General features: G+C 35.3%; 28 protein-coding genes, 1 pseudogene and 3 riboswitches. Of the genes and pseudogenes, 13 read left to right on the top strand and 16 right to left on the bottom strand.

Going from position 1 to position 26,187, the window contains the following annotated elements; all coding sequences use genetic code 11:
• Nucleotides 1-18 precede the first annotated feature (18 nt).
• The 3 genes and pseudogenes from AC2CGR_RS14265 (at nt 19) to AC2CGR_RS14255 (ending at nt 2,510) form a co-directional block, all read left to right on the top strand.
• A complete protein-coding gene (locus AC2CGR_RS14265) occupies nt 19-693 on the top strand; it encodes an aspartate/glutamate racemase family protein (RefSeq protein ID WP_484480948.1) in 675 nt (224 codons plus the stop codon).
• Nucleotides 690-1,096: pseudogene (locus AC2CGR_RS14260) on the top strand (hypothetical protein). The gene AC2CGR_RS14265 and the pseudogene AC2CGR_RS14260 overlap by 4 nt, the downstream one beginning before the upstream one ends.
• A gap of 112 nt (nt 1,097-1,208) precedes the next feature.
• On the top strand, nt 1,209-2,510 hold the full coding sequence (locus AC2CGR_RS14255; protein ID WP_087966554.1) for a PepSY-associated TM helix domain-containing protein: 1,302 nt from the start codon (nt 1,209-1,211) through the stop codon (nt 2,508-2,510).
• A 36-nt stretch (nt 2,511-2,546) separates the two neighbouring features.
• Here AC2CGR_RS14255 and AC2CGR_RS14250 read toward each other — a convergent pair whose 3' ends face one another.
• Genes AC2CGR_RS14250 through AC2CGR_RS14240 form a run of 3 tightly spaced genes read right to left on the bottom strand, consistent with a single transcriptional unit; the run spans nt 2,547 to nt 4,725 of the window.
• Complete coding sequence (locus AC2CGR_RS14250; RefSeq protein WP_087966556.1) at nt 2,547-2,759, bottom strand: hypothetical protein; 213 nt, start codon at nt 2,757-2,759, stop codon at nt 2,547-2,549.
• A 60-nt stretch (nt 2,760-2,819) separates the two neighbouring features.
• A complete protein-coding gene (locus tag AC2CGR_RS14245; protein ID WP_029440200.1) occupies nt 2,820-3,884 on the bottom strand; it encodes a tetraprenyl-beta-curcumene synthase family protein in 1,065 nt (354 codons plus the stop codon).
• A gap of 37 nt (nt 3,885-3,921) precedes the next feature.
• Nucleotides 3,922-4,725: an alpha/beta hydrolase gene (locus tag AC2CGR_RS14240; RefSeq protein ID WP_087966558.1), complete on the bottom strand. Its 804-nt coding sequence runs from the start codon at nt 4,723-4,725 to the stop codon at nt 3,922-3,924.
• A 74-nt stretch (nt 4,726-4,799) separates the two neighbouring features.
• Here AC2CGR_RS14240 and AC2CGR_RS14235 point away from each other — a divergent pair, with 74 nt between their 5' ends.
• From AC2CGR_RS14235 to AC2CGR_RS14225, 3 genes are all read left to right on the top strand, one after another.
• Complete coding sequence (locus tag AC2CGR_RS14235; protein ID WP_087966560.1) at nt 4,800-5,312, top strand: gamma carbonic anhydrase; 513 nt, start codon at nt 4,800-4,802, stop codon at nt 5,310-5,312.
• A 143-nt stretch (nt 5,313-5,455) separates the two neighbouring features.
• Nucleotides 5,456-5,989, top strand: coding sequence for a phosphatase PAP2 family protein (locus AC2CGR_RS14230; protein ID WP_071722205.1), 534 nt, complete (start codon nt 5,456-5,458; stop codon nt 5,987-5,989).
• 12 nt (nt 5,990-6,001) lie between these two features.
• Nucleotides 6,002-7,144 carry a glycosyltransferase family 4 protein gene (locus AC2CGR_RS14225; RefSeq protein ID WP_131100897.1) on the top strand — a complete coding sequence of 381 codons (1,143 nt, stop codon included), beginning with the start codon at nt 6,002-6,004 and terminating at the stop codon, nt 7,142-7,144.
• Between the two features lie 281 nt (nt 7,145-7,425).
• Here AC2CGR_RS14225 and AC2CGR_RS14220 read toward each other — a convergent pair whose 3' ends face one another.
• Entirely contained in the window at nt 7,426-8,028 is a 603-nt protein-coding gene (locus AC2CGR_RS14220) for a molybdenum cofactor guanylyltransferase (protein WP_087966564.1), read from the bottom strand.
• The gene (locus tag AC2CGR_RS14215; RefSeq protein WP_000117133.1) at nt 8,025-8,534 is read right to left on the bottom strand and encodes a MogA/MoaB family molybdenum cofactor biosynthesis protein; all 510 of its coding nucleotides are present in this window, start codon (nt 8,532-8,534) and stop codon (nt 8,025-8,027) included. Before AC2CGR_RS14215 ends, AC2CGR_RS14220 begins: the two co-directional genes overlap by 4 nt.
• Nucleotides 8,535-8,637: 103 nt before the next feature.
• Here AC2CGR_RS14215 and AC2CGR_RS14210 point away from each other — a divergent pair, with 103 nt between their 5' ends.
• The 3 genes from AC2CGR_RS14210 to AC2CGR_RS14200 are packed head-to-tail and all read left to right on the top strand — an operon-like array spanning nt 8,638 to nt 9,234.
• Nucleotides 8,638-8,853 carry a hypothetical protein gene (locus AC2CGR_RS14210; RefSeq protein WP_087966565.1) on the top strand — a complete coding sequence of 72 codons (216 nt, stop codon included), beginning with the start codon at nt 8,638-8,640 and terminating at the stop codon, nt 8,851-8,853.
• Nucleotides 8,854-8,868: 15 nt separating this feature from the next.
• Nucleotides 8,869-9,048, top strand: coding sequence for a hypothetical protein (locus tag AC2CGR_RS14205; RefSeq protein ID WP_087966566.1), 180 nt, complete (start codon nt 8,869-8,871; stop codon nt 9,046-9,048).
• Between the two features lie 6 nt (nt 9,049-9,054).
• A complete protein-coding gene (locus AC2CGR_RS14200; RefSeq protein ID WP_087966568.1) occupies nt 9,055-9,234 on the top strand; it encodes a hypothetical protein in 180 nt (59 codons plus the stop codon).
• A gap of 41 nt (nt 9,235-9,275) precedes the next feature.
• Here the strand turns inward: AC2CGR_RS14200 and metK are convergent, their stop codons facing one another.
• Entirely contained in the window at nt 9,276-10,475 is a 1,200-nt protein-coding gene (metK, locus tag AC2CGR_RS14195; protein ID WP_000163123.1) for a methionine adenosyltransferase, read from the bottom strand.
• A gap of 169 nt (nt 10,476-10,644) precedes the next feature.
• Nucleotides 10,645-10,766: riboswitch (SAM riboswitch) on the bottom strand.
• Between the two features lie 228 nt (nt 10,767-10,994).
• Between metK and pckA the strand changes: the two genes are divergently transcribed.
• Nucleotides 10,995-12,581, top strand: coding sequence for a phosphoenolpyruvate carboxykinase (ATP) (pckA, locus tag AC2CGR_RS14190; protein WP_087966570.1), 1,587 nt, complete (start codon nt 10,995-10,997; stop codon nt 12,579-12,581).
• Between the two features lie 286 nt (nt 12,582-12,867).
• Complete coding sequence (locus tag AC2CGR_RS14185) at nt 12,868-13,065, top strand: hypothetical protein (RefSeq protein WP_087966696.1); 198 nt, start codon at nt 12,868-12,870, stop codon at nt 13,063-13,065.
• Between the two features lie 121 nt (nt 13,066-13,186).
• Here AC2CGR_RS14185 and AC2CGR_RS14180 read toward each other — a convergent pair whose 3' ends face one another.
• Nucleotides 13,187-13,570 carry an ATP synthase subunit I gene (locus tag AC2CGR_RS14180; protein ID WP_484480947.1) on the bottom strand — a complete coding sequence of 128 codons (384 nt, stop codon included), beginning with the start codon at nt 13,568-13,570 and terminating at the stop codon, nt 13,187-13,189.
• 281 nt (nt 13,571-13,851) lie between these two features.
• On the opposite strand from AC2CGR_RS14180, the gene AC2CGR_RS14175 reads away from it, so the two are divergent.
• Nucleotides 13,852-14,073: a hypothetical protein gene (locus AC2CGR_RS14175; protein ID WP_000639042.1), complete on the top strand. Its 222-nt coding sequence runs from the start codon at nt 13,852-13,854 to the stop codon at nt 14,071-14,073.
• Nucleotides 14,074-14,082: 9 nt separating this feature from the next.
• On the opposite strand, the gene AC2CGR_RS14170 is transcribed toward AC2CGR_RS14175, so the two are convergent.
• From AC2CGR_RS14170 to AC2CGR_RS14130, 9 genes are all read right to left on the bottom strand, one after another.
• Nucleotides 14,083-15,006 (bottom strand): DMT family transporter, encoded by a 924-nt coding sequence (locus AC2CGR_RS14170; RefSeq protein ID WP_087966571.1) that lies wholly within the window; start codon nt 15,004-15,006, stop codon nt 14,083-14,085.
• 259 nt (nt 15,007-15,265) lie between these two features.
• Nucleotides 15,266-15,589 carry an iron-sulfur cluster biosynthesis family protein gene (locus AC2CGR_RS14165; RefSeq protein ID WP_000289563.1) on the bottom strand — a complete coding sequence of 108 codons (324 nt, stop codon included), beginning with the start codon at nt 15,587-15,589 and terminating at the stop codon, nt 15,266-15,268.
• Nucleotides 15,590-16,147: 558 nt separating this feature from the next.
• Nucleotides 16,148-17,164 (bottom strand): WxLIP family cell surface protein, encoded by a 1,017-nt coding sequence (locus AC2CGR_RS14160; RefSeq protein WP_098594003.1) that lies wholly within the window; start codon nt 17,162-17,164, stop codon nt 16,148-16,150.
• Nucleotides 17,165-17,273: 109 nt separating this feature from the next.
• Entirely contained in the window at nt 17,274-17,999 is a 726-nt protein-coding gene (locus AC2CGR_RS14155) for a WxL domain-containing protein (RefSeq protein ID WP_087966575.1), read from the bottom strand.
• A 66-nt stretch (nt 18,000-18,065) separates the two neighbouring features.
• Nucleotides 18,066-18,791: a WxL domain-containing protein gene (locus tag AC2CGR_RS14150; RefSeq protein ID WP_087966577.1), complete on the bottom strand. Its 726-nt coding sequence runs from the start codon at nt 18,789-18,791 to the stop codon at nt 18,066-18,068.
• Nucleotides 18,792-18,829: 38 nt separating this feature from the next.
• Nucleotides 18,830-19,174, bottom strand: a complete 345-nt coding sequence (locus AC2CGR_RS14145; protein WP_087966581.1) for an LPXTG cell wall anchor domain-containing protein — start codon at nt 19,172-19,174, stop codon at nt 18,830-18,832.
• A 42-nt stretch (nt 19,175-19,216) separates the two neighbouring features.
• Entirely contained in the window at nt 19,217-21,799 is a 2,583-nt protein-coding gene (locus AC2CGR_RS14140) for a WxL domain-containing protein (protein WP_484480946.1), read from the bottom strand.
• 152 nt (nt 21,800-21,951) lie between these two features.
• Nucleotides 21,952-22,040, bottom strand: a riboswitch (cyclic di-GMP riboswitch).
• Nucleotides 22,041-22,111: 71 nt separating this feature from the next.
• Nucleotides 22,112-22,200, bottom strand: a riboswitch (cyclic di-GMP riboswitch).
• A gap of 246 nt (nt 22,201-22,446) precedes the next feature.
• Nucleotides 22,447-23,667, bottom strand: a complete 1,221-nt coding sequence (locus AC2CGR_RS14135; protein ID WP_087966585.1) for an ATP-binding protein — start codon at nt 23,665-23,667, stop codon at nt 22,447-22,449.
• Complete coding sequence (locus AC2CGR_RS14130) at nt 23,664-24,920, bottom strand: ATP-binding protein (protein ID WP_484480945.1); 1,257 nt, start codon at nt 24,918-24,920, stop codon at nt 23,664-23,666. The genes AC2CGR_RS14135 and AC2CGR_RS14130 overlap by 4 nt, the downstream gene beginning before the upstream one ends.
• A 310-nt stretch (nt 24,921-25,230) precedes the next feature.
• On the opposite strand from AC2CGR_RS14130, the gene AC2CGR_RS14125 reads away from it, so the two are divergent.
• A complete protein-coding gene (locus AC2CGR_RS14125) occupies nt 25,231-26,040 on the top strand; it encodes an alpha/beta fold hydrolase (protein ID WP_131100903.1) in 810 nt (269 codons plus the stop codon).
• The last annotated feature ends 147 nt before the right edge of the window (nt 26,041-26,187 follow it).

The following is a 26,187-nucleotide window of genomic DNA, read 5'->3' as shown; positions in this document are numbered from 1 at the left end:
AGTAAAGGAGACGAAACAATGATCGGAATACTAGCAGGAATGGGACCAAAATCAACTGGACCATTCGTCGATACAGTTGTAGCAGCGTGCCAAACAATATACGGAGCAAAACATGATATGGACTTTCCTCATATGATGATTTACTCTTGCCCAACACCATTTTACATGAATCGCCCAATTGATCACGAAGCGATGAAAAAAGCGATTATTGAAGGCGCACAAAAACTCGAGAGTACTGGTGTAGAATTTATCGCTATGCCTTGCAATACAGCACATCTTTATTTTGAAGAATTACAGCAATCTCTTTCTATTCCTATTTTGAATATAGTTGATGAAACATTAAAAGCGATTCCTGAAACTGCAAAAAGAGTCGCTCTTCTTGCAACAGAAGCTACTGTTCAAGCTGGAATTTATCAAGATGGGATTACAAAGCTTAATATAGAATACATTCATCATGAAACATGGCAGGAAAGCATTAATCAAATTATCTCTTGTATTAAAGGCGGAGAAATTGAAAAAGCTCACGAATTGTGGAATGCGCTCGTTTTACAATTGAGAGATGAAGTAGATACTGCCATTATCGCATGTACCGATTTGAATGTAGTGGTGAGTGAGAATTTTGTTGATTCCTCTCAATGTCTTGCGAAAGCGGTTGTTAGGATGTATGTAGAAACTATAAGGGGGTCCAAATGAATATACCTTTTGAAATGGGATACACGTTTGATGAAAACCTTAGAGAAAAACCTTTCTGAAAGTAAGTACTACTTACAAGAAGCGATTAAATATTACATACAAACAGACAACACCCAAGGTATTTTTTATTAACAAACTTCGCCTCGCACATACATATCATTGGGAAAGAAAGTTTGCTGCTGCAAATACAATCTTTATCGAACTTCTACAAACACTACCAGACTTACCCGCTTATGAAGATTTTTTCTACCAACATTACGGAAAAAGTAAATTAGATAAGGGCCACTTCCAAACCGCCCTTACTTGTTTTCAAAAAGCGCTTCAAATCAGACTACAAAAAGAAGATGAAGAGCTAATTCATTCAACTAAGCTTTGCATTGCGTATTGTATGTCTCGCCGATAAAAATCCCCAAAACTTTTAACTTTCTTCACAATTCTTTCAAAGTAATCACACTTAATCCCGCTATATTAAATAAGTAGTTATTCATATAGGGAAGGTTAGGGGAACAAAGAGTATGAAAGTAAATCGTTCGCTTCATTACATTTTTTGGCGTTGGCATTTTTATGCTGGGCTTTTTATTACGCCGCTTCTTATTACGTTATCACTGAGCGGCATTGGGTATTTATTTCGGGAAGAGGTTGAAGATTTCATCTATAAAGATTTATATTTTGGGAAGAGTGCTCAAACAGAATCTATTTCGATGGCTGATTCTATTTCCTTAACAGAGAAAAAATATCCACATTATAGTGTGGCGAAAATTAGTGAGTTTGATGGGGATTATAATACGAGACTTACGATTGCAAATGAGTATACTGGGCAACAAAAATATGTGTATTTAGATAATAACAATCAAATTGTTGGGGATCAAAACGCAAGTGAAACGTTTGCCAATGTCATGCGGGAATTACATAGTTCTCTTTTAGTTGGTGGCACTGTCGTCAACTATACTGTAGAACTTGCGGCATGTTGGACAATCTTCTTAATTGTGACTGGGTTGTATATGAGTATACGCCAATTCAAAAACACACCGGCATCCAATAAGCGAGAAAAAGCAAAAAGACGTCATTCTATTATCGGTATTATATTTACAATTCCTCTCGTTCTGCTAGTCGCATCTGGATTGCCGTGGTCAGGATTTATGGGCAACCAAATTTATAAAATCGCATCGTCAAATGAATCTCTCGGATATCCGAAATTGTATATGGCACCACCTGAATCAAAGGTAAAAGAATTACCGTGGGCAACTAGAAAAGAAGCGCCTCCTGAATCGAATTCAAATGAACCGAAAGCAATTTCTGTCGATACATTACAAAAAGGAATTGAAATAAAGAAACCGTATGTTATTTCACTACCAGCTGATCCGAAAGGTGTGTTCACTGTTTCAAAATCAAGCGGTTCCGGTATTACAGGTATGCATGTTGCACCAAATGAAGAAATAACAGCTTACTTTGATCAATATAGCGGGGAACTTATTTCCAAAACGGACTATCATGATTATGGATTACTTGCGCAATGGTTCACTTACGGTATCCCGCTTCACGAAGGACATTTATTCGGATGGCCCAATAAAATATTATGCTTACTAACGACATTATCTCTACTGCTTCTTATTTATTACGGAATAAAAATGTGGTTAGCAAGAAAGCCGAAAGGAAAATTAGCAGCACCGCCAAAGCAAAGAGATAAGAAAAGCGTACTCGTTTTCTTTATCATGATGGTTATACTAGGCGCTGTCATGCCTTTATTTGGACTATCTGTTTTAGTTATTTTTGCGATTGAACTTCTTATATATGTATTTTCAAAAATACGATCATAATAAAAAGCATTTGTACTCTCGTGTACAAATGCTTTTTTATTTACTATTTTCTTTTTTTCTACCACTTATTAAAAAGACAATATCTACTATAATAATTGCGCCAATTATTACTTGTGGCACGTAATCCATCACAGTAGGACCACTTGGCCTATTCATCATCATATACATTCCAGTTACAAATGAAATAGAGAGTAGCACGAGTAATGTTACTTCAATATGGTCATATAGATTTTGAAACAATCTCTTCATTTCCGCCACCACCTTTACCATATTATAACAAAAACCACTCTACATGAGTGGTTTTCTTTATCACTGCGCTGTTTTCTTTCGGTACATCTTCCCGTTCCAATAGAAGAATCGTGAAGTGAGACCACCGTATTTTACAATGCGCCGTGCCATTTTGTGCATATTCTTTTGTGCTGATACTTTTTGGTCTGATAAATAAATACCAAGTAATCCTCGGCTTATAAGGCGATGAAACTTCGCATGAGGCAAATCACCAATGCTTTTCTCTGCTTCTTCTACAAAATGTTTCATACGATCTAATATAGCTTGCTCGTTTTCGTAATAACTACAGAAATTCAAATCCCCGCCAGCGCGGTCTTCTTCTTGATCGATGAAATAATCAAGTAAAATATGAAGTCCTTGTACGTAAGGGAAATATCCTTGTCTAATTTTCGCAATATCTTCATCATGTAATTCATCATGAAAGGCATATGCGACAAGACAGAAGATTCCAAGCGTAGAACCGGCACATGCTGAAAATTCAAACCAACTCATCTCTGGTAAGTTTTCTTTATGCGCTTCAAACCACTTTTGTAATCGTGGTTCTCTTTCTTCTAATTTCACATGTTTATGAATTTGCAAATCGCAATAATAACAAGCAAGTTCATGAAGAATAGGAGCAATTTTGTCATAGTGCTTCGTTTTCTTTAAAACATCTTGGCATGTTTCAACAAGTTCATCTAAATAACCACCATCATCTTGATCATCACGATAACGATAATAATTACCGCCACCTTCTACTTCAGGTGATAATGCCATTAACATGGACTCATGCAACGCGGCAAAATCATTTGGATCAAGTGATGTACTGCGATCACATAAATTATCTAAGTAGTCACTAATCGTTTGATATGCGACGATAAAACGAATACATTCCTCTCGGTGTTCATTTGCTAATAGCGCTAAAATGCCACCGCCCTCGCAATGAAACGTTTTATGCTCAATACTTGCGATTGCCTGACTATGAAGCTCATCATTCGGAATATGGTAGGCACGCTCTTTCCACATCGCTAGCTCATGGTGTACAACCGGAAACACATCACGGTATACTTTCGCCATGAGCGTTATGGGATTACTCGGTACGTTCACTTCTTCCTTCATCTCCTCTATTCAATGTACAAATAATTTACTTATTTGTTTCTATTATGTTATTGATGCGTATTTCAGTAAATGACTGAATATAATTCAAAATTTCATCACGCTCATACTCATTTAATAACTCATGATAACAATTCGGCCATTCTTTAAAAGCCTTATCACTTATTTTAACATTATCAAACCAAGTGCGGACACGTATTTTATCTACAAGTTTATCCTCACACGCTTGCATTAGCAAGAGCGGAACATCTGGAAAATCATCTATTTTCTTATGAGCCATTTCGATAGACTTAATCAATTCACTATACCAACGTACTGATACTTTGCGCAAGAACAATGAATCATTCTCCATCGCATCTCTCACTTCATGATTACGAGTTGACATTTCCACTGTAAGATTCGTTGCAAATTGCAATTTTGGAGCAATAATATTTAATATTTTTGAGGCAGCTTGCAGCGGTGCAGAAGGTCCAGCTAATACGCCTAAACATGGCGAACTTAAAATAATGCCATCTACATCTTCTCTCTTCGTTTCTTGCATCATACGAATGACGATAAGACCACCCATACTATGACCAAATAAAAAGATAGGCAACCTATACTTTCTTGCCTCTTTCACCCATAATTTAACTTCCTCTATATATTCATCAAACGAATCAATATGTCCTCTATTTCTTGAAGTCGTTCCATGTGACGGAAGGTCCCCCATCACGACGTGGTAGCCGATATGATTCCACATTTCCGCAACGGCTTCATAACGCCCGTGATATTCCATTGCGCCGTGTACAACAACGATTACAGCCTTTGCTTCCTCCGCTTCATAATTCCACATACGGACCTCCTCCATTTCACTCTTTCTCATAATTTGATACACTGAAACTAGTCTCTAGGAAAGGAAGGCTTTACATGATATATCCTTACAAAGAAAAAAATCCGAAAATTGCGAGTAGTGCTTTTATCGCTGACTACGTTACCCTTACAGGTGATGTTTCCATTGGCGAGGAATCGAGTATTTGGTTTAATACAGTCATCCGAGGCGACGTATCACCAACAATCATTGGTGACCGAGTAAATGTACAAGATCAATGTACACTTCATCAAAGTCCACAGTATCCTCTTATTTTAGAAGATGACGTTACAGTTGGTCATCAAGTGATTTTACATAGCTGCCATATAAAAAAGGATGCTTTAATTGGAATGGGATCTATTATATTGGATGGTGCTGAAATTGGCGAAGGAGCCTTTATCGGTGCTGGAAGCCTCGTTTCACAAGGAAAGAAAATTCCGCCGAACACATTAGCTTTCGGTCGCCCAGCGAAAGTCGTTCGTGAATTAACAGAAGAAGACCGTAAAGACATGGAACGAATTCGCACGCAATACGTTGAAAAAGGTCAATATTATAAATCACTACAAAAATGATTTTACTGCTGCCATAATACTGGCAGCTTTTTTATATAAAATCTAACTTTTTCTTTACAAAACATTATTACTCCCTCAACAAAATCTTATTAAAATAAAAGCTAATATCTCCATATATATGTAAACGAGGGAGGAGAATTTTCATGAAGGTCAGTGGACTGTATAAAATAGAATGTTACATTTTCAAAGGAATTAACCGCTACTTTGATCAAAAAACGTTAAATATCTTTTTCAGCAATATTACTCATATCGGTGGCGCGACTTTTTCCATCACACTCACACTGTTCTTTTTAATTTTCGCAGGTGGAACTTTACACCAAGCTGCAATTGCAACTGCTATTTCGTTAGCAATTAGCCATATCCCTGTGCAAATATTAAAAAGATGGTATCCACGAAAACGTCCTTATTTAACAATTCAGGATGCAAAATATCCAGTCCATCCATTAAAAGACCACTCTTTCCCGTCTGGTCACACAACAGCCGTTTTCTCTGTCTTTATTCCATTTATTTGCTATAATCCAAGCTTACTTATTTTCCTATTACCGTTAGCATTATGCGTTGGTATTTCGCGCATTTATTTAGGGCTTCACTATCCGTCTGATGTATTTGTCGGTATGTGCCTCGGCACTTGCTCTGGCATCATCTCTTTTTATCAATTCATCCCACTTTTCACATAAAGGAGTGATATGATGAGAGTCGCCATTTTTACCGATACTTTTACGCCACAAGTGAACGGGGTTGCGAAAACGTTAGAGCGGTTAACACGATATTTTCAGAAAGAAAAAATCGCCTATTCTGTTTTCGCACCTCAGCATACAGCTGAAGATAATTTCGTAGCGAATGTGAACAAGATGAGAAGTATCCCGTTAACAATATTATATCCAGAATGTCGCTTTTCTTTTCCTACTCCGCGCATTAAACGAGAACTTCTTTCCTTTAAACCTGACATGATTCACATTGCTACACCTTTCAACATGGGACTTTGTGGATTGTATTATGCGAAAAAGTTAAACATACCCGTTGTCGGTTCTTATCATACTGATTTCGATGCTTATTTACGCTATTACAAAATCGAATTTCTCTCCAATATGCTTTGGAACTATTTAAAATGGTTTCATAGTCATATGCAAAAAAATTTCGTTCCTTCCTTTGAAACGTTACGCCAGCTAAAAAATAAAGGTTTTCAGGCCCTCTCTATTTGGGGACGTGGTGTAGATTGCACTCTCTTTCATCCATCTTACAATACAGACCTATTCCGAAAAAAATATAATATTACAGCGAAGTACGTCCTTTCCTATGTTGGACGGATCGCTCCTGAGAAAGATATTGATACGTTGCAAAATCTTATTGTTAAATCAGCACATACTCGAAGCGACATTCATTGGCTTATAGCAGGAGACGGTCCTCTAGCAGCAAGTCTTCGTGAAGCTGTTCCGAAAACAAATGTCACGTTTACTGGCTATTTACAAGGTGCAGGTTTAGCTGAAGCATATGCTTGTTCTAACATCATGGTATTTCCATCAGCTACTGAAACATTTGGAAATGTTGTACTTGAATCGCTTGCATGCGGTACACCCGTCATCGGTGCAAATAGTGGCGGGGTTAAAAATATTATTACAGATGGAAAAACTGGAGTTCTTTGTCCGCCCAAAAATGAGGACGCATTTCTATCATCCATCTATTCTTTATTGCAAAATGAAGAAAAACTGGAGCAGATGGGAATAGCAGCTTCATCTTATGCGAAATCAAAGAGCTGGGATGAGATCTTTCGTAGCTTGCTTAACCAATATGAAGAAGTCCTTCAGCATAACGCATCAGAGTTACTTGCTTAGATAGAAAAACTCCCTTCAAAAAACGAAGGGAGTTTATTACACATTTGTAAAATTCACTTACATAAATAATACACAAGGTTAAATATCAATTTATCCCTATATTCATTATAACAAAAATAAACATAACTAAACAGACTTGTAATAAAAACCCATAAAAATTAATATATGGTTATACAGTATTTTAACTGTATCGTGATTTTAAGAATTCCCTTTAAAATCAACTTACTCACATACCTTTATACAGTAATTGTTCCCCAATTTCTGTATATCAAAAAAACCTTTCATTCATTTGAAAGGTCTTTTTGAGCCTGCACATATTCTTCTTTCGTATTTACATTTATAAACCAATCTGCATGCGCTTGTATATCTTCACCAGCAATATATTTCACATTACATTGTGATAAAAGCTGCCCCATACTTCTTTTTTCTTCTTGAAGCAAAGCATAAATCTTTTCTTTCACGCGGTTATGGTACGCTGCAAGTAACGGTTGTTTTCTTCCATTAATAATAGGTACAACCGCATCATATTCATTGCTTGTTTGCTCTAATAAAATGGTAAACCATTCATGTGAAACGTTTGGCGCATCACATGGCATAATAGCGTACCAATCTGCTTCTATGTATTCCATTCCTGATACAATCCCAGCAAGTGGGCCGTTTCCTTTATAATGCGGAATATCTTCTATAACAGGAACTTGTACGAGTTGCTCTACTCGCTCTTTTATATCGGAGTGACTAATAACTACAACTTCTTGGAGCGCACTTGTCATCAATTTCAAAATATGCTCAATAAACGTACTACCTTGCCAGCTCGCTAACGCTTTCGGCTCACCGAATCTACTCGACATACCGCCCGCTAATACAATTCCAGCCCACTTACTCATTGGCGATGCAGCTCAAATGTAATATGACCTAATTCTGGTAAAATTAATTTATTCATCGCAAGACGAACTGCCCCGCTAGATCCTGGCATCGAGAAGACTACTTTGCGCCCAATTGTACCACCAATCGCTCGACTTAGCATTGCGCTGCTTCCGATATCTTCTAAATAACTAATCATGCGGAACAACTCACCAAATCCAACAATTTCTTTATCTAATAGCGCTGATACTGCTTCAATTGTGACATCACGTTTCGTAATACCAGTTCCGCCATTTGTTAATACAACATCTACGTCTTCCCTATGATAACCAGCTAACACAGCTTGCTGAATACTTTCTTTATCATCTTTTACAATTTCATAAGAAGTCACTGTATGGCCTGCTTCTTTTAGCAATTCATGTAATAGTTGTCCGCTCTTATCCGTCTCTTCCGTTCGTGTATCGGAAATCGTTACAATCTTACAACGCACTTCTTTTGGCGCTTGTTTTTTATGTTCAGTTACGCTCATTTTTTCATCCTTCCTTTCATTTAACCTTGTAAAATTATGTATAAATTAAAGAAACTAATATGATACAATACAAGTATATTTATCCATATAAAGGAGATTTTTCATGTTTTACAACATAAAGCGATATGTACCTATTATACCATTCCTAATTATATTATCCCTTTTTCAATGCATCGCTTACGGGTTTAATATTAACTTTTTAAAATTGTATGTGCTTATGCCTGATGGTGGTATTCGTTACTATTTGACTAGCACATTAATTCCTCTCGTACTTGCCTATATAGTAGATTTTATTTTTATACGTTCTATCTCTAAATAAGGAGGTCTACATACTATGGAACTTTATAAAAAATTAACAACAACATTCATCCTCTTATTCGTCGCTTCCATCACTGTCGGTTTTTCTCTAAAGGGTGCAATCCCATACGCTACATTAGTAAGTATTATATGCGCAACACTATTTTTACTAAGCAGTGCCTTTTGCGCAAGTAAAGCACGTCACATGAAAGGTTGATTACATATGTTCCAGAAGAAACCAATCCTTTGTAAATCATGTAAAAAGGAAATACAAACATATGAAAAGGCGTGGATTTATATGCCATTTCCGGCAAATGGCATGACAAATATGAAAAAGTATATTGAGCTAGATGGAGAAGTATATTGCAAATCATGCATTCAAATTATAAGTAAAACGAAATAAAAAAAGCTTTGCGCTCACTGCGCAAAGCTTTTTTTCATATATTATAGACCAGCTTGCTCTTTTAAAGCTGCAGCTTTGTCTGTACGTTCCCATGATAGATCTACATCAGTACGTCCGAAGTGGCCGTAAGCTGCTGTTTGTTTGTAAATTGGGCGACGTAAGTCTAGCATTTTAATAATACCAGCTGGGCGAAGATCGAAGTTGTTACGAACTAGTTCTACTAATACGTCTTCAGATACTTTACCAGTGCCGAATGTATCAACTGAAATTGATACTGGTTGTGCTACACCGATTGCGTATGCAAGTTGTACTTCTGCTTTTTCAGCAAGACCAGCTGCTACGATGTTTTTCGCAACATAACGAGCTGCATATGCTGCAGAACGGTCAACTTTTGTTGCATCTTTACCAGAGAATGCACCGCCACCGTGGCGAGCGTATCCACCGTAAGTATCAACGATGATTTTACGTCCTGTTAAACCAGCATCACCTTGTGGTCCACCAATTACGAAGCGGCCAGTTGGGTTAATGAAGAATTTCGTTTCTCCATCCATTAATTCTGCTGGTACTACAGCTTTAATTACGTGCTCTTTTAAGTCGCGATCGATTTCTTCCCATGTAACATCTGGGTGATGTTGTGTAGAAATTACGATAGTATCAACACGTACTGGTTTACCATTTTCATCATACTCAACTGTAACTTGCGTTTTTCCATCCGGACGTAGGTATGATAATGTATCATCTTTACGTACTTCAGTTAAACGGCGAGCTAATTTGTGAGCAAGCGAGATTGGAAGTGGCATTAACTCTTGTGTTTCATTACATGCGAAACCAAACATTAAACCTTGGTCTCCTGCACCAATTGCCTCAATCTCAGCGTCAGTCATTTGACCTTCGCGTGCTTCTAGCGCTTGGTCAACACCCATAGCGATGTCAGCAGATTGCTCATCGATAGATGTTAAAACTGCACAAGTTTCTGCATCGAATCCGTATTTTGCGCGTGTGTAACCAATGCCTTGAATTGTTTCACGAACGATTTTTGGAATATCTACGTAAGTAGAAGTCGTAATTTCCCCCGCTACCAATACTAAACCAGTTGTTACAGTTGTTTCACAAGCTACACGTGCATTTGCGTCTTTTGATAAGATCGCATCTAAAATTGAATCAGAAATTTGGTCACAAATTTTATCTGGATGTCCTTCAGTTACAGACTCAGATGTGAACAGATGACGTTTTTTTGTCATGTGGTAAACCTCCCTACAGTAATTGTATATATTGTACGGAACTCATCCTTAATTTGCCACAAACTGCGACATACATTTATTCTCCCACACAAGCATACAGAAAAACCTTTCCTACTTTACATAGAGGAAAGGTTTAATTTGCTACTTGCATACTGCTTTTTGCCCTTCGCTCTTATCGTTCGAGACCTGTAGCCTCGCACAGGTTTTAGCACCTATTCACCTGTATTTACCACTACAAGTGAGGTTGCTGGGCTTCATCGGGCCTGTCCCTCCGCCAGCTCGGGATAAGAGAGTATCCGTCCCAACCTATACTAAAGAAATGATATTCATTTGTCAATTAATATTCACATTTTCGTGAAAGTTTTTCTCAGTGCGCCTAAAATGAAATATTAATAAGGAAATAATGTATTCACACAAACAAAAAGAAAGAAATAGTATACATTATTTATATAATTGTGTTATACTCTTGTTGGGGATTACGAGAAATATTTCATTAAATGAAAAGGATGGTATATAAATATGAGTACTGTGAATGTCCAAATTGGTTTACACGAATTATTGAACGGAAGCAATGCACAGATTCAACTAAGTGTTCCGCAATTAGTGGAAAAAGTATTAATGCGAAATGAAGGGAAATTAACTTCGACTGGTGCCGTTTCTGCTTCAACTGGAAAATATACAGGACGTTCTCCTAAAGATAAATTTATTGTGAAAGAAGCATCGGTTGCTGACAAAATTGCTTGGGGAGCTGTGAACCAACCGATTTCTGAAGAACATTTTAATAAATTATATACTAAAGTTTTAGAATACTTAAAAGAAAAAGAAGAGTTATTCGTCTTCAAAGGATTTGCAGGCGCTGACCGCAATTACCGCCTACCAATTCAAGTTATTAACGAATATGCATGGCACAATTTATTTGTACATCAATTATTCATTCGTCCAACTGAAGAAGAATTAACGACTCATGAATCAGAGTTCACAATTGTTTCTGCACCGAATTTCAAAGCTAATCCAGCTGTTGACGGTACAAACTCTGAAGCATTCATTATGGTTTCATTCGAAAAACGTATCGTACTAATTGGTGGTACAGAATACGCTGGAGAAATGAAAAAATCAATCTTCTCTATTATGAACTTCTTATTACCTGAACAAGATATTCTTTCTATGCATTGCTCTGCAAACGTAGGTGAAGAAGGCGACGTAGCGTTATTCTTCGGTTTATCTGGAACAGGTAAAACAACATTATCTGCTGATCCAAACCGTAAACTAATCGGTGATGATGAGCACGGTTGGTCTGATAACGGTGTATTCAATATTGAAGGCGGTTGCTACGCGAAATGTGTAAACCTTTCTCACGAGAAAGAACCACAAATTTTCGATGCAATCACATTTGGATCTGTTTTAGAAAACGTTATCATTAATGACCAAACGCGTATCGCAGACTATAACGATACTACTTTAACAGAAAATACTCGTGCTGCATACCCTATGCATGCGATCGACAATATCGTACTGCCAAGTGTTGCAGGACACCCAAATACAATTATTTTCTTAACTGCTGATGCATCAGGCGTATTGCCTCCAATCAGTAAGTTATCAAAAGAACAAGCTATGTACCATTTCTTAAGTGGTTACACTAGTAAACTAGCAGGAACAGAGCGCGGTGTTACATCTCCGCAAGCAACATTCTCAACTTGCTTCGGTTCACCATTCTTACCACTTGATGCATCTCGCTATGCTGAAATGCTTGGTGAAAAAATCGAGAAACACGATGCGAAAGTATTCTTAGTAAACACTGGCTGGACTGGTGGCGAATACGGCGTTGGTAAACGTATGAACTTAGGTTACACTCGTGCAATGATTCAAGCAGCATTAAACGGTGAACTTGCGAAAACTGAAACAGCTAAACATGACATCTTCGGTCTTGAAGTTCCACTTCACGTACCAGGTGTACCTGACGAAGTGTTAATGCCTGAACAAACTTGGGCTGATAAAGCTGCTTACAAAGCAAAAGCAATCGAACTTGCAAATGAATTCAAAGCTAACTTCAAAAAGTTCGACAGCGTATCTGAAGACATTATTAACTTAGGCGGCCCAATCGCTTAAATTAAAACTTTCTGTTGGAATAACCCTTTACTCATATGAATAAGTGTCGTGTAACCGTAAAGTTCCGCGTACTCACCGACAAAACCCAATGCGGCTTAGTGGTTACACACACTTACATAAAAAAGAAGCTTACGTAAAAAACGTAAGCTTCTTTCTATATCTTATATAGTGACTTAGCTCATAAATCACTTACCTTCACCTATGAAATTACAGAAAATTCATTTTATAATCACTCATTTTTAGTTTCCTATACTATAATTTACATATACAGGAAAGGGTGAAGCTTATGAAAAATTTTTCTCGTACAGGAAAAATTTTATTCAGTTATGGAGCGATCCAACTGTTTTGGGGACTGGTAATGCTTAACGTTCATTTATTTGAGCATACAAATGAAACAATAAAATATATTATTCTAATTACCGGAATAGTTTTTTGTATTATATCCAACTTTTTTAAAGAACCTAAAAGTCATACCAATACGTGATTTCATGTTAACTTATTGGAAGCAAAAACCTGTATTTTATGCAACGTTTCGCTTCCTGTTGTACTATTCATCGCTGGATCCCCTATTCCATCTAAAAAGATGCTTTTTATCTTTTATCATTTTAGCTCTTCGTTAATTCTTTCTCATCTTTCATGCTATAGTATCCTAAATTAACAACAATCAAGAAATAACCGCCCATAATCCCTACTGCAAATGCCCACATCACCATATGGTGCTCAATTTCGTACATAATAATAGCACCTAAAATAGCAGCCGCATAACGATTAAACATACCGAGCGTCGGTGCTTTCGTTTTCTTTACGATACTATCTCCAAGTTTCTCAATTCGTCTCCCTAAAAGCCAAACACAATACATACTTACGATAAGTCCAATTCCCGCACCTAAAAAATGTGCTGAAAACGGGGTTACCATCCAGCCTAATAAAAGAATACCTAGTATATAATACGATTGAATTTTAAACGACCTTAACGACATACTAATCATGCTGTTCTCCTCTTCCGTAATTTTCATCTATCTAACAAAAAATTTCTTTCAAGTCTATACTGCTTACATCCATTTCACTCAAATTAAAAAAACAACATAAACGGTATGTTTATGTTGTTTAAATGTTTTTAGGAAATAATATTATACAAGATTTCAAACGTCATATTCTCATAATTTGTGACGTTTTTCCAAACATTTTCCGTCCATTTATGAAAAAATTGATATCAATCTATGAACATACGGATATGATGTAATAAGCACACAAATAAAGGGGGCGTCTAATGATTTATTTTTTAATGGCTCTCATTCACCTCATTATCCCTGCACTTATTGGACTTTCATTGTATTGGTACACGAAAAACCATAGTATTTTCTACGCTGTCCTCGGTGTCCTTCTTCCGGGTATTATTCTTATCACACTCTTCCGTATTCCATTTTTAAACTTAATTCCACTTATTACTGCGATCTTATTTCTCATCTTCTTACCAAAAATAAAAAAATAGGAAAGCAGATCATAGGTGATCTGTTTTCCTATTTTGATATAGGTTCCCCACAGTAGCATGCACTTTTACTTTCTCCGATTTCACAAACCATAAACCGAAGAAAATAATAATTCCACCAATTATTTGTTGAAACGATACATATTCATTTGCCCAAACAGCTGCAAATAAAACAGCTACAAGCGGCGTTATATACATATATACCATCGTATGTGACGCCCCAATTTTTTGAACTCCAACATACCACATTACTAAACCGAATACTGTTACAAAGAAAATAGAATATAGTAAAGCGAATAGTGTCATTCCATGCGTAATGTGAAATGGCATTATAAATACGTATGGTCCACTAAAAAGCAAGAGTGGAATCGCGCCAACTAGTGCTGACCATGCGGTAACACGTAGCGCTGAATATTTTTTAATTAATGGACTTGCTAAAACAGGATAAAGCCCCCAGCATATTGATGTAATGAGTCCAATCCCATTTCCATAAAAAGAACTAGCAAGTGAATTCCCTGCTACTAAAACTAAGGCTGCACCACAAAAGGCAATGATAGAACCGATAAGCTTTCGAGAAGAAAATTTTTCTTGTTTTAATAAAATCGCAAATACAGTTGTAAAAATAGGTGAAATAGAAATGAGTAAAGAGGCATTTGTAGCGGATGTATATTTAACAGTTTCCATAAATAACGTTTGATACAGTACAATACCTACAACGCTAACGATAATTAATCTAGGTATATCCTTTCGCTCCATATAAACTGACTTTTCAATAAAAAATGTAAGGAGTAACATAAGCGGTGCCGCCGATATCATCCGAAGTGCAGTAAACTCAATTGCTGTAAATTCTAAAAGTCCATATTTCGCAATCGTAAAATTAATCCCCCAAATAATAACGACACTTAAAATTAGTAACTCAATTCCCCATTTTCTCATGCGTATCCCCTCCGCAAATACGATTATACAGAAAATTCAATCATATGTACATTTCATTATGTGAAAAAAACTTTGTATTATATGCACGTTTTGGTACATGAAATTATATCGGCGATTTTCTAAATATATCAGCGCAACTCGAATTATATCAGCGATTTTTTAAATATATCGACTTATCAACAAAAAACGACAATAATAGCGACTTATCCAATTAAAAAAAAGTGGTTCCAAAATACATTTTTGGACCACCTTTCCTTTACTACACTCGAACGTGTAACTTCATATTTGGATTATAAAACTGGCTCGGGCTCTTCAGCTGAAAAGTTCCTCCACCTTCATGCCAATCGACAGTCAACTTATCATCCATAAATACAAGCTTTGTACGATCAGCGATAAAGCTAAACTGGCTAGATTCAATATCCACATCGCGCTCATCTTTTTCTGCTACAGCTACTAAATCGATAATTCCGCTCATTACACAACCGCAACCTTCATTATCGTAAAATAACTTTATATATTTCGCTTCATTTGGAATCGTATCCATAATTTTTTTATATGCTGCTTCTGTTACAGTAACGTACATACTCTAATCTTCATCCTCTCTTCTCGTATCCTTCATATATTGTACCACCATTTTTTCTAAAAGATATGTACAGAAAATTGATACCCTATCTTCTTAGGCCTACTCGGTAGCTTTTTTATTTCTAGCGGGATGGTATTACATCATATCCTTCCCTATTCTCCTTCTATTGATTGGATTTGCTGCGTCTATAAATGTAAATAACTTACCTGTTGCTATTTATACGATTGATATTTGCAGAAATGTCCCCACACCCCCCACTACCGCTACTGTAACTTGGATTAGCATTACAGCTGGAAATCCAGTTTCTAGAGACGATGCTATATCTCTTTATATTAATCCTGGAATTACTGCCAGTGCTGTATATTCTATTTTTCTAATCACTGATATTTAGATCCCTCTTAAAAGTAATTTATTTAACAAAAAAAGCCCCAATAATTGGGGCCAACAAATAGAAATACAAATGAATTAAAACAAATAACAGACAAGTCTATGATATACTTATTATGGTTTAATATCCATTATTTAACTTATTAGCTCATTTACACTATCAATATATTATTATTTTTCGTTATTCTTCTCTTTGTTAGAACGTCTTCCTAAGAAGAATACAAGAACGAGCAGTAAGACTACTAGAAGTACTCCACCAATAATGTAATATAGCGTATAGTCTTTTTTCGCTTCTACAGCCGAATCATTTAACTTATCCGCTGTCTTTCCTTCAATCGTAAAGTTCTTCTTCCATTCCCATTTTTGATCACCATCAGTAGCTTTTATTTCTACTCGGTACGTCCCAGGATCAAACGCTTTGTTCTCCCAGCTAATAGCGTAATCAAAGTTTGAGTTTGGTGCCATTCTTAAATTTTCTTTTTTTGTTTCAAATAAAACGTCTTTCCCTTTTTCTTTATATACCTTTGCATCAACACTTAAATTCTTTAACATTGCTGGTTTTACGTTTTGTAAATTCGCTGTTACAACGTTACGTCCATTTATTTGCGTTGGCTTCACTTCGTTTAATTTCATATCTGGTTTTACTTCAACATCTGTTTCTCGTAAAACAACACCGATTGCGTATGCATATTTATTTTCAATTTGTACGCCCTCTTGTTTTTTCTTAGAAGCTTCATCTTCTTTTTCTTTAAAGTATAAACCACCTAAAATAACGCCATCAAATGACTCACTTGGCATTTCTAAATTCACATCAACTGTAACTGCACCATTTGCGGGCACTTTTGTTTCTTTTGGCATTTTAGCAATTTTAGAGAATGAATGTTTCAGTGTAGAATCCATTTTTGCTTCTACTGTACTATAATCTGTAATTCCATTACTATTTGTAATTGCTGTATTCGCAAATGATTCTACCACAACTTCTTTATTCGTATCGTTTTTCATTTGTACTTGAATCGTTTGCTTTTGTCCAGGCTGCATTTTTAAATCAAAGTACGTTTGATTCTTATCAATTTGGTTTTCTGGTATAACTGCTGTTACTGCGAACTTCATTTCTGCAGCATTTGCTGACAACGTGTTTACCATAAAGAATACAATTAATAGTAAGCTAGTTAATATTTTTTTTGCCATCTCTTATGTAGTTCCCTTCCTATCCATTTTATAGACAAGAAAGAGATAAGGTTAAAGCCATTCCCTTATCTCTTCTCATTTTCCTCTTTTATCTTAAAATTTCTCTTACTTACATAGGAGCGTCTGTTAGTTCCCAAGTTAGTGAAGTTGTGTATTGTGTTTGTTCTTTTTTCGTTTTACCTGGTACAGATAATTCAACACTTTTCTCCGCTTCTTTTGCATCTTTACCAAATGCATTTACCCATGTACCCATACCTTGATCTACTTTTGCATCAATTAAATCAGATGCTGCACCACTTGGATTTAATGTGATAGATTGTTCTGCTGTTGGTGCATCGCTACCTGCATTTGATTTCAAAGCTGAATTTTTTAATGTTAATGCCGCGCCATCCAACGCTTTATCATCTGCAGTTTTGAATTGACCATTTTGTTTTACTGTTAAATGCCATCCTGCATTTGTACCACGGTTATCTGTTACTTGAACGTAGTTTGGCACGTCAATTACAGAACCGTCTACTTTTTTCTTTACTTTATCTAATTCTGCAAAGTAGATTTCGTTATTCCCTGATGCTTTTTGTGTTTTAAAGTTGAAGTTAGATACATAATCAATACTTAATGGACCATCTGTACCTTTTTTATCTGGATCAACTGGATCTACAGTTTCATCTGGATTCTCTGGATTAACAACATCAATTTTATCTGTATTTTTCTCGAATTTAATGAATGCTTTCGAATTTAATTCTCCGCCATCTTTCTCAGCTGCGAATGCTGACGTTCCTACTGATACTGATGATAATGTTACTGCTCCGATTAATGCTAATTTTGCTAGTTTCATAGTTTTTATACCCCTTTATTTTTATTTTAATATTTTGTCATTCTCAATATTCAAACTTAAAATGGTTTAGTTAGGTGTATCTTCTAAAGTCCAAGTTAATGTCGCTGAGTATTTTGCATCTTTCACTTTCGCTGTTGTACCTGGTACGAATAAGCTAACACTCTCTTTACCTTGGTCTGCACCTTTACCAAATGCAGTTGTCCAGTCTCCCATACCTTTATCTTTTGCTGCAGTAGTAATCTCAACTGCATCTCCACCTGGATTTAGAGTTACAGAACCAGCAAACGGTGTAGGCGCATATGCTTTATCTGTGACAGAGTTTACAACTGGATTGCTTAACGTTAATGTTGCATTTGTTAATACATTTTTTCCACTGTGGAATTGCTCATTTTGTTTTACTTTTAACTTCCAACCTGCGTTTGTACCACGCTTATCCGTTACAGATACGAAGTTAGGAACATCCATTTTATCGTTTCCTTTTTTTACTGTATCTAATTTTGCAAAGTAAGTTTGGTCATTACCAGAAATAACATTCTCACCGAAGTGTAAGTTAGAAACATAGTTAATGCTTAATGGACCAGCTGTTCCTGGTTGATGCTCATCTGGTTTTTCTGGTGTAATTTTTTCATTTGGATTTTCTGGGTTGTTCGGATCTGTTGTACTTTTGTCTTCAATAAATGTTACGTCTGTTGTCGATTTCATATTTGCTTTCTCTTCTGCAAACGCTGATGTTCCTACTGATACTGTTGATAATGTTACTGCTCCGACCAATGCTAATTTTGCTAGTTTCATATGTACCTTCCCCTTTTTCATTGTTTTTTATCTATGTTTTATTTTGAATACACTTGCTTTTCCCTAATTCTTTTGAATACATATAGAGATAATGTAATGGAAAACAATCCAATATATGGTGTGAAGTCCCGTGTCTGGCCTCCAGTTTTCGGTAAATGTTTATCTCCATTTTTATCTTTTTCTTTTATAATACGAGTACCATTTTTATCAACTGTCTCTTCTTTTATTTTTGTCTCTGTCGGATCAGTTGATGTAACTGGTGTATAACTATTTGAAAATGTAATACCTGCTTTGGAATTCATACTCGAAGCATTCGCTGCCTTTAACGTAATAAGCGGTGCGCATATTAATGTGACAGCTATACAACAAGCTACCTTTTTCATTCACCTTCCTCCTTTCTAAAATGTATATATTACATATATTTTTTAGAGCGGAGCATCGGTTAATGTCCATTCAAGCTTTCCAGCATATTTCGTATTTGCTTTTATGTTCGGTCCTGGCTTAACTTGTAAATGAACACCTTCATTTTCTTTCCAATTTAACGCTACTTCCTCATCATTTTTAGAAGTATAAGAGAATGCTTCTATGTTAGAACTACTTAACGGTGTATCTTTTCCATTTTTCTTATACACTAATGCACCAGTTAATTTATCGTTTTGCTCTGAAGTAAGGGGTGTAATCTCTTTTACATATACACTCCATTTTTGTTTTTGAACTCGTTCATCTGTTACTTTCAAAGGGTTCGAAATGGACTTCGGTGCGTATGTCGTTGGCTTAGATGGAATTGTTAGATCCCCAAAAGAAATTTCCTTTGGTACATCAATTAACTTTAAAGTGCCATCTACGACAGTAACCGGAACTTGAATTTCCGCTTGTACACCTTGTTTCGTCTCAATTACAGCTATCACAGTATGATTCCCTAACTTCTTTGTATCTGGAATGTTTATTAATTTAACTACCGATATCGGTTTATCAACATCTAAATTTGTATCTACAGATAAGTCTGTTACAAATTTTTCAATATCCATTTTCGTTAAATCTGTTCCTTGCACCACTTTTTGCGGGACTGGTTTACCTGTCGGAATACCTTTATACCTTATTTTGGCAATATCTTGATTACTCTCTTGTCCCTTTGTATCACCATTTATATAGTTTTTAGCTGATACCGGTATTTCAAGATAACCATCTTTGTAATATTTCATTACATCGGTACCTTTTACAGGAGAACCTGTAATTGTCATCTCGTAAATTTTCCCGTTGAATTCTTCTATTTTTAGCGCATTTTCTTTCGCAACCGCAGTAACTTTATTGTTTTTCCTGCTAATATCAAAGAAGCTACTTACATCATCTCCACTCTCCACATCTTGAATGGAAACATCATTCACAGTAAAATCCTTATTCACTTCACTTTCTAATACAAAAGATTTCGCATAGTGAATATCTTTCGATTGAGCAGGCATATTTTGATATACCTTATAAGAAAGTTGACGGGAATTATCTTCCACAATATCTCCTATTACACTTGGAGCTGGAATTTCAATTTGTGCGATCGCTAATTGGTCGTATGATACATTAACACCTGAAGCATTTAATCTAACTTCTAGCGGTAATTCTGTTAAATTATCAAATGTAATTGTCATATCTGCTTCTGGAGTAGCTACTGGGCCTGCTGTTCCAGAAAACTCTATTTTATTATTCCCTTTGTCTTGATACCTAATTGAACTCGTATCATACACGTATAAATTCGTTAAATGACTACCATCATTACGTAAAGTAACATTTTTATAACTGTTTATCCTTTTAAAATTCCACATTGCCGTTAATGGTACTTTTTTACTTGTTCCGTGCTCATAAAATTCAAAGGAAGCATTATACGTTTGTCCTGACCTTCCGTTCCCATATAATTGTAAAAAGTTTTTTGCATCAGCTTTAGTTATTGGTGTTTTAACATCTACAGATGAAGCTGTCATAGAGTGAATATTAATACGGACATCGATCCATTTCCCTTGATATTCACCAGCCCTTTTTACTAATACATACTGTTCTCTATTTGAATTTCTAAATGTGTATTGACTTTGACCAGTTCTATCATTGCTACTCCCCTTTACCTCATATGTTACTTGTGGGCTCCAAACAAATCTAAAAGCATATTTGCCTGGGATAGAAGATCCCTCACCGGTTCTATTATTTATTACTTTTACGTCTGGATACTTAAGAACACTTGTAATAGGACTCGCAGCTAGTAGCGATTGGCCTTTTAATAGCTTCTCGGATTGAATGGAAGATAACCCCTCATTATTTTCATTTATCTTCTTACCCTCTTTTAATTCATTTTTCTTTGGTAATTGTTCTTCATTACCCTTTTCTGTTTCTAAATGCTTCGTTTCTTTTAGAACTTCAGCATGCTTTGACTCTAGTTCTTGCTTTTTATTTTCTTCTAGTACTTTCTCTGTTTTGTTTACTTCTTGTTTCATATTTTCTTCGGAAGATTTTGTATCACTTTCAGGAATAGCAACTTTTGAATCTTGCTTATTTTCGATGACATGGAGTAAAGTAGATTCAACCTTCCTTTCCTGATCCTCAAGCTTCACTGTTGGTTCAAATTTATACTCTCCAGCTTGTTTCACTTGAATAACCACATATACGTCACCGATGTAATCACTGTTCTCGTTTTTTTCAATCTGTACAATTCGATCCTCTGTTACAGACAAGTTTTGAATCGCTTTATTGTTTTTGTTCATTTTTTTCGTTTCTTCTTCACTGAAGAGTTGTCCATCAAATAATTTAAGTTCAATGTTCGTATCTTGTTTATTTGTATTCGTAATCTTTAATACTACGTTTTCATCAACTTTTATTTGTTGCTTATCCATATGAATAAGAAATCTTCCTTGTTCATCATTCGTAACCGCATAAACTTTCTTTGCAGAGTAGTCTAGCACACCAACTTGCGTAAATAATATTCCTCCAGCGAGAAGTATACGCCCAAATTTCCCTATTTGATTTTGCAATGTACTTCCCTACCTCACTTTCTATATACTTAATATTTCGAACATTAAATTTATTTTCCAACTAAATTTACAATCATAATGTGTATTCCTAGAAAATAAAAAGCCTGGTTGCCTTTTCGATTTTCATACATCACAACATGTGTGAAAATCCAAACTGCAACCAGACTATCATAGTAATTTTCATTACCTTAGACTCTTAGCTTTGCGACCTATCCTTTCGAATAGTGTGCCCATTTATTTTTTCTTTTTAAGACAATAAAAAATCCGGTTGCCTCTTGGATTTTCATACATACAACTATGTATGAAAATCCAAACTGCAACCAGACTATCATAGTAATTTTCATTACTTTAGACTCTTAGCTTTGCGACCTATCCTTTCGAATAGTGTGCCAAATATAGGTATTTATTTATCGTGTTTTGAATATACCATTAAAATCCAAAAAAGAAAATAGTTTTTTTGAAAAAAACAATTAATTTTGATAGTCTAAATTTTTTTCTGGAAAATCCATATTGAAAAATTTCAAAAAACATTTTGATGTTATAAACACATCATACATTCTTTATCGATAAAATGAGTTTTTTACCATATGCAAATAGTGAGATAAAATAAAAAAACATCACTTCCAAATAAGTGATGTTTTTTGTAGTTAATGCAGTGGCAACATAACCTTCACCGTCGTTCCAACCCCAACTTCACTTTCAAAACTCATTTTACCGTTGTGGTCTTTAATAATTTTTTCTGTAACTACTAAACCTAAACCTGTTCCCGTTTCTTTCGTTGTGTAAAACGCTTCATTTAGCTTTGGAATTTTATCTTTTGGAATACCGCAACCCTCATCCTTAACTTGAACAATGATTGCATCTTCTACAGTCACTTTAATCGTAATGGTTCCACCAACTGACATTGCTTCAATCGCATTTTTAATCAAATTAAAAAACACTTGTTTTAACCGTTTTTCATCGCATGTAATTGATGGTATGTCTTTACTATAAATACCTTGTATGTGTACGCCTTGATTTAAAGCAGGCTTCCCCATAACTCGAATAACATAAGCAATAATTTCTTCTATATTATGAACTTCTGATTCTAGTGATTTAGATTTCTCAAATCCACTAAGTTCTGTAGCGATTATATGAATTCGTTCTACTTCTTGTTTCATAATATCACTATATATTTTATCCTCTGGATATTTAATTGCTTGCTTATTCACAAATTTATCTAAATTGGCTAGAGGTCTTCTAATTTTGTAACCAATAACTGTAGCCATTTTCCCAACAGTTGCTAGCTTTTCTGTTTGTTGTATTTCTTTATCCATCATCTCAAGCGTACGAACGTAAGATTGAAACCTTAAAAACATAATCCAACATATGATAGTAAATACGCTATATAATGCCATCGGGATTAAAACGAGTGACGAGTGAATAATGACTCCTATAAGAGCGTATTTTCCAACAAGTATGCTCGGAACTAACCAAAAATATCTTTTATTCACAAAAAGTGGGGCAAATAAAATAAAAAATCCTTCTACTATATTCCCACCATCAAACTCAGCATCACTACCGTAGTAAATCATAAAATTATGGATAAAATCTAATAGATTATATCCAATTAGTATAATATATTTCACTACAAATGGATTCTTCCATTTCATGAAATATACTCCAATACAAAATAAGATCACCATCAGAAAATAAAGCCATAAACCTAAACCATCTTCAAATTGTCCTACTCCTTCTTGCGCTCCTCCTATTAAAGGTACAATAAATTCATAGGCAAGATCGTATACAAAAAATATAATAAAAAATAAACTTAAAAATGTTTTCAGCGCCTTCATTTCTTCATTTTTAAATATATCGTCTTTATTCATATGGTAACTCCTAGCTTTTCTCCCCCTTGGATTTCACTATTTCCACGTTGCTTCGGGAGAATGATATCTATTCTAGTTCCAATATCTCTTTTACTTGAAATATGTAATTCACCAAGATGCTGCTCAGTAACAAGCCGATTCGCTACCGTAAGTCCCAAACCAATTTTATCTTGTTTCGTTGTATAAAAAGCTTCTGTAACACGAGCCAAATTTTCTTTCTTAATACCATAACCATTATCGATTACACTTAGCATTACATAATCTTGTCCTTTATTTTCTAACCTTAACTCTAATGTGCCACCTTGCTCCATTGCCTCCAGAGCATTTTTTATGACATATAGAAAGACTCCTCTTATTTTCCGCTCATCACATTCAACCTCTATTATCTTTTCTTCGATATTAGAAATAAGCTGGACACTAGATTCATTCATTTTTTCTCGAAGAATTGCTACTGCTTGTAATGCAATCTCACCTATATTATGTTTCTTATAAATAGAAGGTTTACATGTAGCAACCTCCATCAATTCGCTTATCATATTATTCATATTTTCTATTTCAAAAATCATCTGTTTGTAAATAGGGTCCTCCCCATGCTTCTCTCGTTGTAACTGCGTAAATCCTTTTAATGAAGCAAGGGGATTTTTAATTTCATGTCCCACTGTCGCTGCCATTTTTCCGATTACTGCTAATTTTTGTGATTCACTAGCAATCTTAATACTTTCCTTTACCGCTGAAAGGTATTGTATAAATCGATTTAAAATGATGTATGCTGCTATTAATACGAGTGTATACATAATGAGGAACATAAATCCTTTTACTTCTTTTAATACAAATAAATAAATCACATATTTCACTACAATAGTTGAAAGTACAAACACAAAATATTTTTTATTTAAAAATATAGGTACAAAGAAGATGAGAATAATTTCTATTATATTTACCCCATCAAATGCCGCCTTATTATAAAGCATATACGAAAGTATATTAGCAATTTCTATTCCTATGTATGCAAATAAACATGCATATTTAACAAGATTCGCTTTCTCCTTTTTTATTAAATATACATTTACACCGAGTATTACAGTTCCGCAAATTACTTGCCATAGTATGCTATGTCCCTTATCCGTTAGTGATTTATTCTCTAATACGATTGCATATAAAACTTGGTATGAAATAACAATGACATATAGCACCCACAAAAAGATTTTGGCATTCCTTTCTTCTTCTTTATATGATAGAAAACTTTCTTTCACTTCAACACCCCTTCAAAATAATATCTCGAAGAATACCATTTATTATAATAAATGATTTTCTTATACAAACAAAGAGAAATCGAACATTTGAGGAAAATCATCCCAAAACCGTGATATTTTCAGACGATATGCAATCATAAAAATTATAAACAATAATACGTATATTATGTGGGAGAGATTTTATAGAAGCGGAAAAGAATGAAGGAAATCCTGGTGTTTGAATAGAACAAAATCCAACGCTCTATCCCAAAAGCTATGACGAAACAACGCTTTTGGGATAGAGCATACGAATAGGATAGGGGGATAACTTATGTTTGTTACCGTCGAGAAAGATGTGCATATTTTTGTGCAAGACGTTAATCCTGGTCCTGGTAGTAAAACTGTTTTCTTCGTCCACGGCTGGCCTTTAAATCATCAAATGTACCAATATCAGCTCAACGTGTTACCACAGCACGGCTTTCGCTGCATCGCTATGGATATACGCGGAAATGGGCAATCTGATAAACCATGGACTGGTTACACATACGATCGATTAGCCGATGATATCGCAATTGTTCTAGAAGCACTCCAAGTAGAAAATGCTACATTAGTCGGTTTCTCAGTAGGTGGCGCTCTTTCTATTCGGTACATGTCTCGTTATAACGGTCGCCGCATTTCTAAGCTCGCATTAATTGATGCTGTTTCTCCTTCATTTGTTAAAAATCAAGAATCTCCTTACGGTGTACCAAAGGAACAAGCAGATACCCTCATTAATCAAATGTATGCGAATCTACCTAAATTTTTAAATGATGTATCTTTATCATTTTTTAATAGAAATTTAGGATCTGCTACGTTAGAATGGTTTTCTTATCTCGGTATGCAGTCTGCTTCCTATGCTCTCATCAAAATATTGCAAGCAGCCGCAAATGAAGATGTAACAAAAGACTTAAGTAAAATTAACGTTCCAACAAAAATATTCCACGGTATTCATGATCAACTTATCCCATACAAAAGCGCTGAACTTACGCAAAAGCGGATTAAAAATTCTCAGTTACATCCTCTCACAAATAGTGGTCACGGCTCTCCTATCGATCAAGCGGATGAATTAAACAAAGAACTCATGAAGTTTTTACATTCATAAAAAACTATGCCAAATGTATCGATAGGAACGTAGTTTTTAAAAAGGTTAAAATTCACACATTTCTCACAAATCATTCAATAAAACGGTTACATTTTCATTTATACTAAATGTACAGGTAATACTCCCTAAACCCAGCTTGTCTGGTTA

This window comes from Bacillus sp. LSHTCR4 (assembly GCF_057197025.1).
This window is presented reverse-complemented; position numbering and strand designations above follow the sequence as displayed.

Coding starts and splice junctions, on each gene's coding strand:
- AC2CGR_RS14210 (WP_087966565.1), top strand. CDS start 8,638: ATGTTTTACAACATAAAGCGATATGTACCTATTATACCATTCCTAATT.
- AC2CGR_RS14160 (WP_098594003.1), bottom strand. CDS start 17,164: ATGGCAAAAAAAATATTAACTAGCTTACTATTAATTGTATTCTTTATG.
- AC2CGR_RS14155 (WP_087966575.1), bottom strand. CDS start 17,999: ATGAAACTAGCAAAATTAGCATTAATCGGAGCAGTAACATTATCATCA.
- AC2CGR_RS14150 (WP_087966577.1), bottom strand. CDS start 18,791: ATGAAACTAGCAAAATTAGCATTGGTCGGAGCAGTAACATTATCAACA.
- AC2CGR_RS14185 (WP_087966696.1), top strand. CDS start 12,868: ATGAAAAATTTTTCTCGTACAGGAAAAATTTTATTCAGTTATGGAGCG.
- pckA (WP_087966570.1), top strand. CDS start 10,995: ATGAGTACTGTGAATGTCCAAATTGGTTTACACGAATTATTGAACGGA.
- AC2CGR_RS14145 (WP_087966581.1), bottom strand. CDS start 19,174: ATGAAAAAGGTAGCTTGTTGTATAGCTGTCACATTAATATGCGCACCG.
- AC2CGR_RS14220 (WP_087966564.1), bottom strand. CDS start 8,028: ATGAGTAAGTGGGCTGGAATTGTATTAGCGGGCGGTATGTCGAGTAGA.
- AC2CGR_RS14200 (WP_087966568.1), top strand. CDS start 9,055: ATGTTCCAGAAGAAACCAATCCTTTGTAAATCATGTAAAAAGGAAATA.
- AC2CGR_RS14170 (WP_087966571.1), bottom strand. CDS start 15,006: ATGAGAAAATGGGGAATTGAGTTACTAATTTTAAGTGTCGTTATTATT.
- AC2CGR_RS14265 (WP_484480948.1), top strand. CDS start 19: ATGATCGGAATACTAGCAGGAATGGGACCAAAATCAACTGGACCATTC.
- AC2CGR_RS14230 (WP_071722205.1), top strand. CDS start 5,456: ATGAAGGTCAGTGGACTGTATAAAATAGAATGTTACATTTTCAAAGGA.
- AC2CGR_RS14175 (WP_000639042.1), top strand. CDS start 13,852: ATGATTTATTTTTTAATGGCTCTCATTCACCTCATTATCCCTGCACTT.
- AC2CGR_RS14180 (WP_484480947.1), bottom strand. CDS start 13,570: ATGATTAGTATGTCGTTAAGGTCGTTTAAAATTCAATCGTATTATATA.
- AC2CGR_RS14255 (WP_087966554.1), top strand. CDS start 1,209: ATGAAAGTAAATCGTTCGCTTCATTACATTTTTTGGCGTTGGCATTTT.
- metK (WP_000163123.1), bottom strand. CDS start 10,475: ATGACAAAAAAACGTCATCTGTTCACATCTGAGTCTGTAACTGAAGGA.
- AC2CGR_RS14165 (WP_000289563.1), bottom strand. CDS start 15,589: ATGTACGTTACTGTAACAGAAGCAGCATATAAAAAAATTATGGATACG.
- AC2CGR_RS14225 (WP_131100897.1), top strand. CDS start 6,002: ATGAGAGTCGCCATTTTTACCGATACTTTTACGCCACAAGTGAACGGG.
- AC2CGR_RS14235 (WP_087966560.1), top strand. CDS start 4,800: ATGATATATCCTTACAAAGAAAAAAATCCGAAAATTGCGAGTAGTGCT.
- AC2CGR_RS14215 (WP_000117133.1), bottom strand. CDS start 8,534: ATGAGCGTAACTGAACATAAAAAACAAGCGCCAAAAGAAGTGCGTTGT.
- AC2CGR_RS14240 (WP_087966558.1), bottom strand. CDS start 4,725: ATGTGGAATTATGAAGCGGAGGAAGCAAAGGCTGTAATCGTTGTTGTA.
- AC2CGR_RS14135 (WP_087966585.1), bottom strand. CDS start 23,667: ATGAATAAAGACGATATATTTAAAAATGAAGAAATGAAGGCGCTGAAA.
- AC2CGR_RS14205 (WP_087966566.1), top strand. CDS start 8,869: ATGGAACTTTATAAAAAATTAACAACAACATTCATCCTCTTATTCGTC.
- AC2CGR_RS14125 (WP_131100903.1), top strand. CDS start 25,231: ATGTTTGTTACCGTCGAGAAAGATGTGCATATTTTTGTGCAAGACGTT.
- AC2CGR_RS14250 (WP_087966556.1), bottom strand. CDS start 2,759: ATGAAGAGATTGTTTCAAAATCTATATGACCATATTGAAGTAACATTA.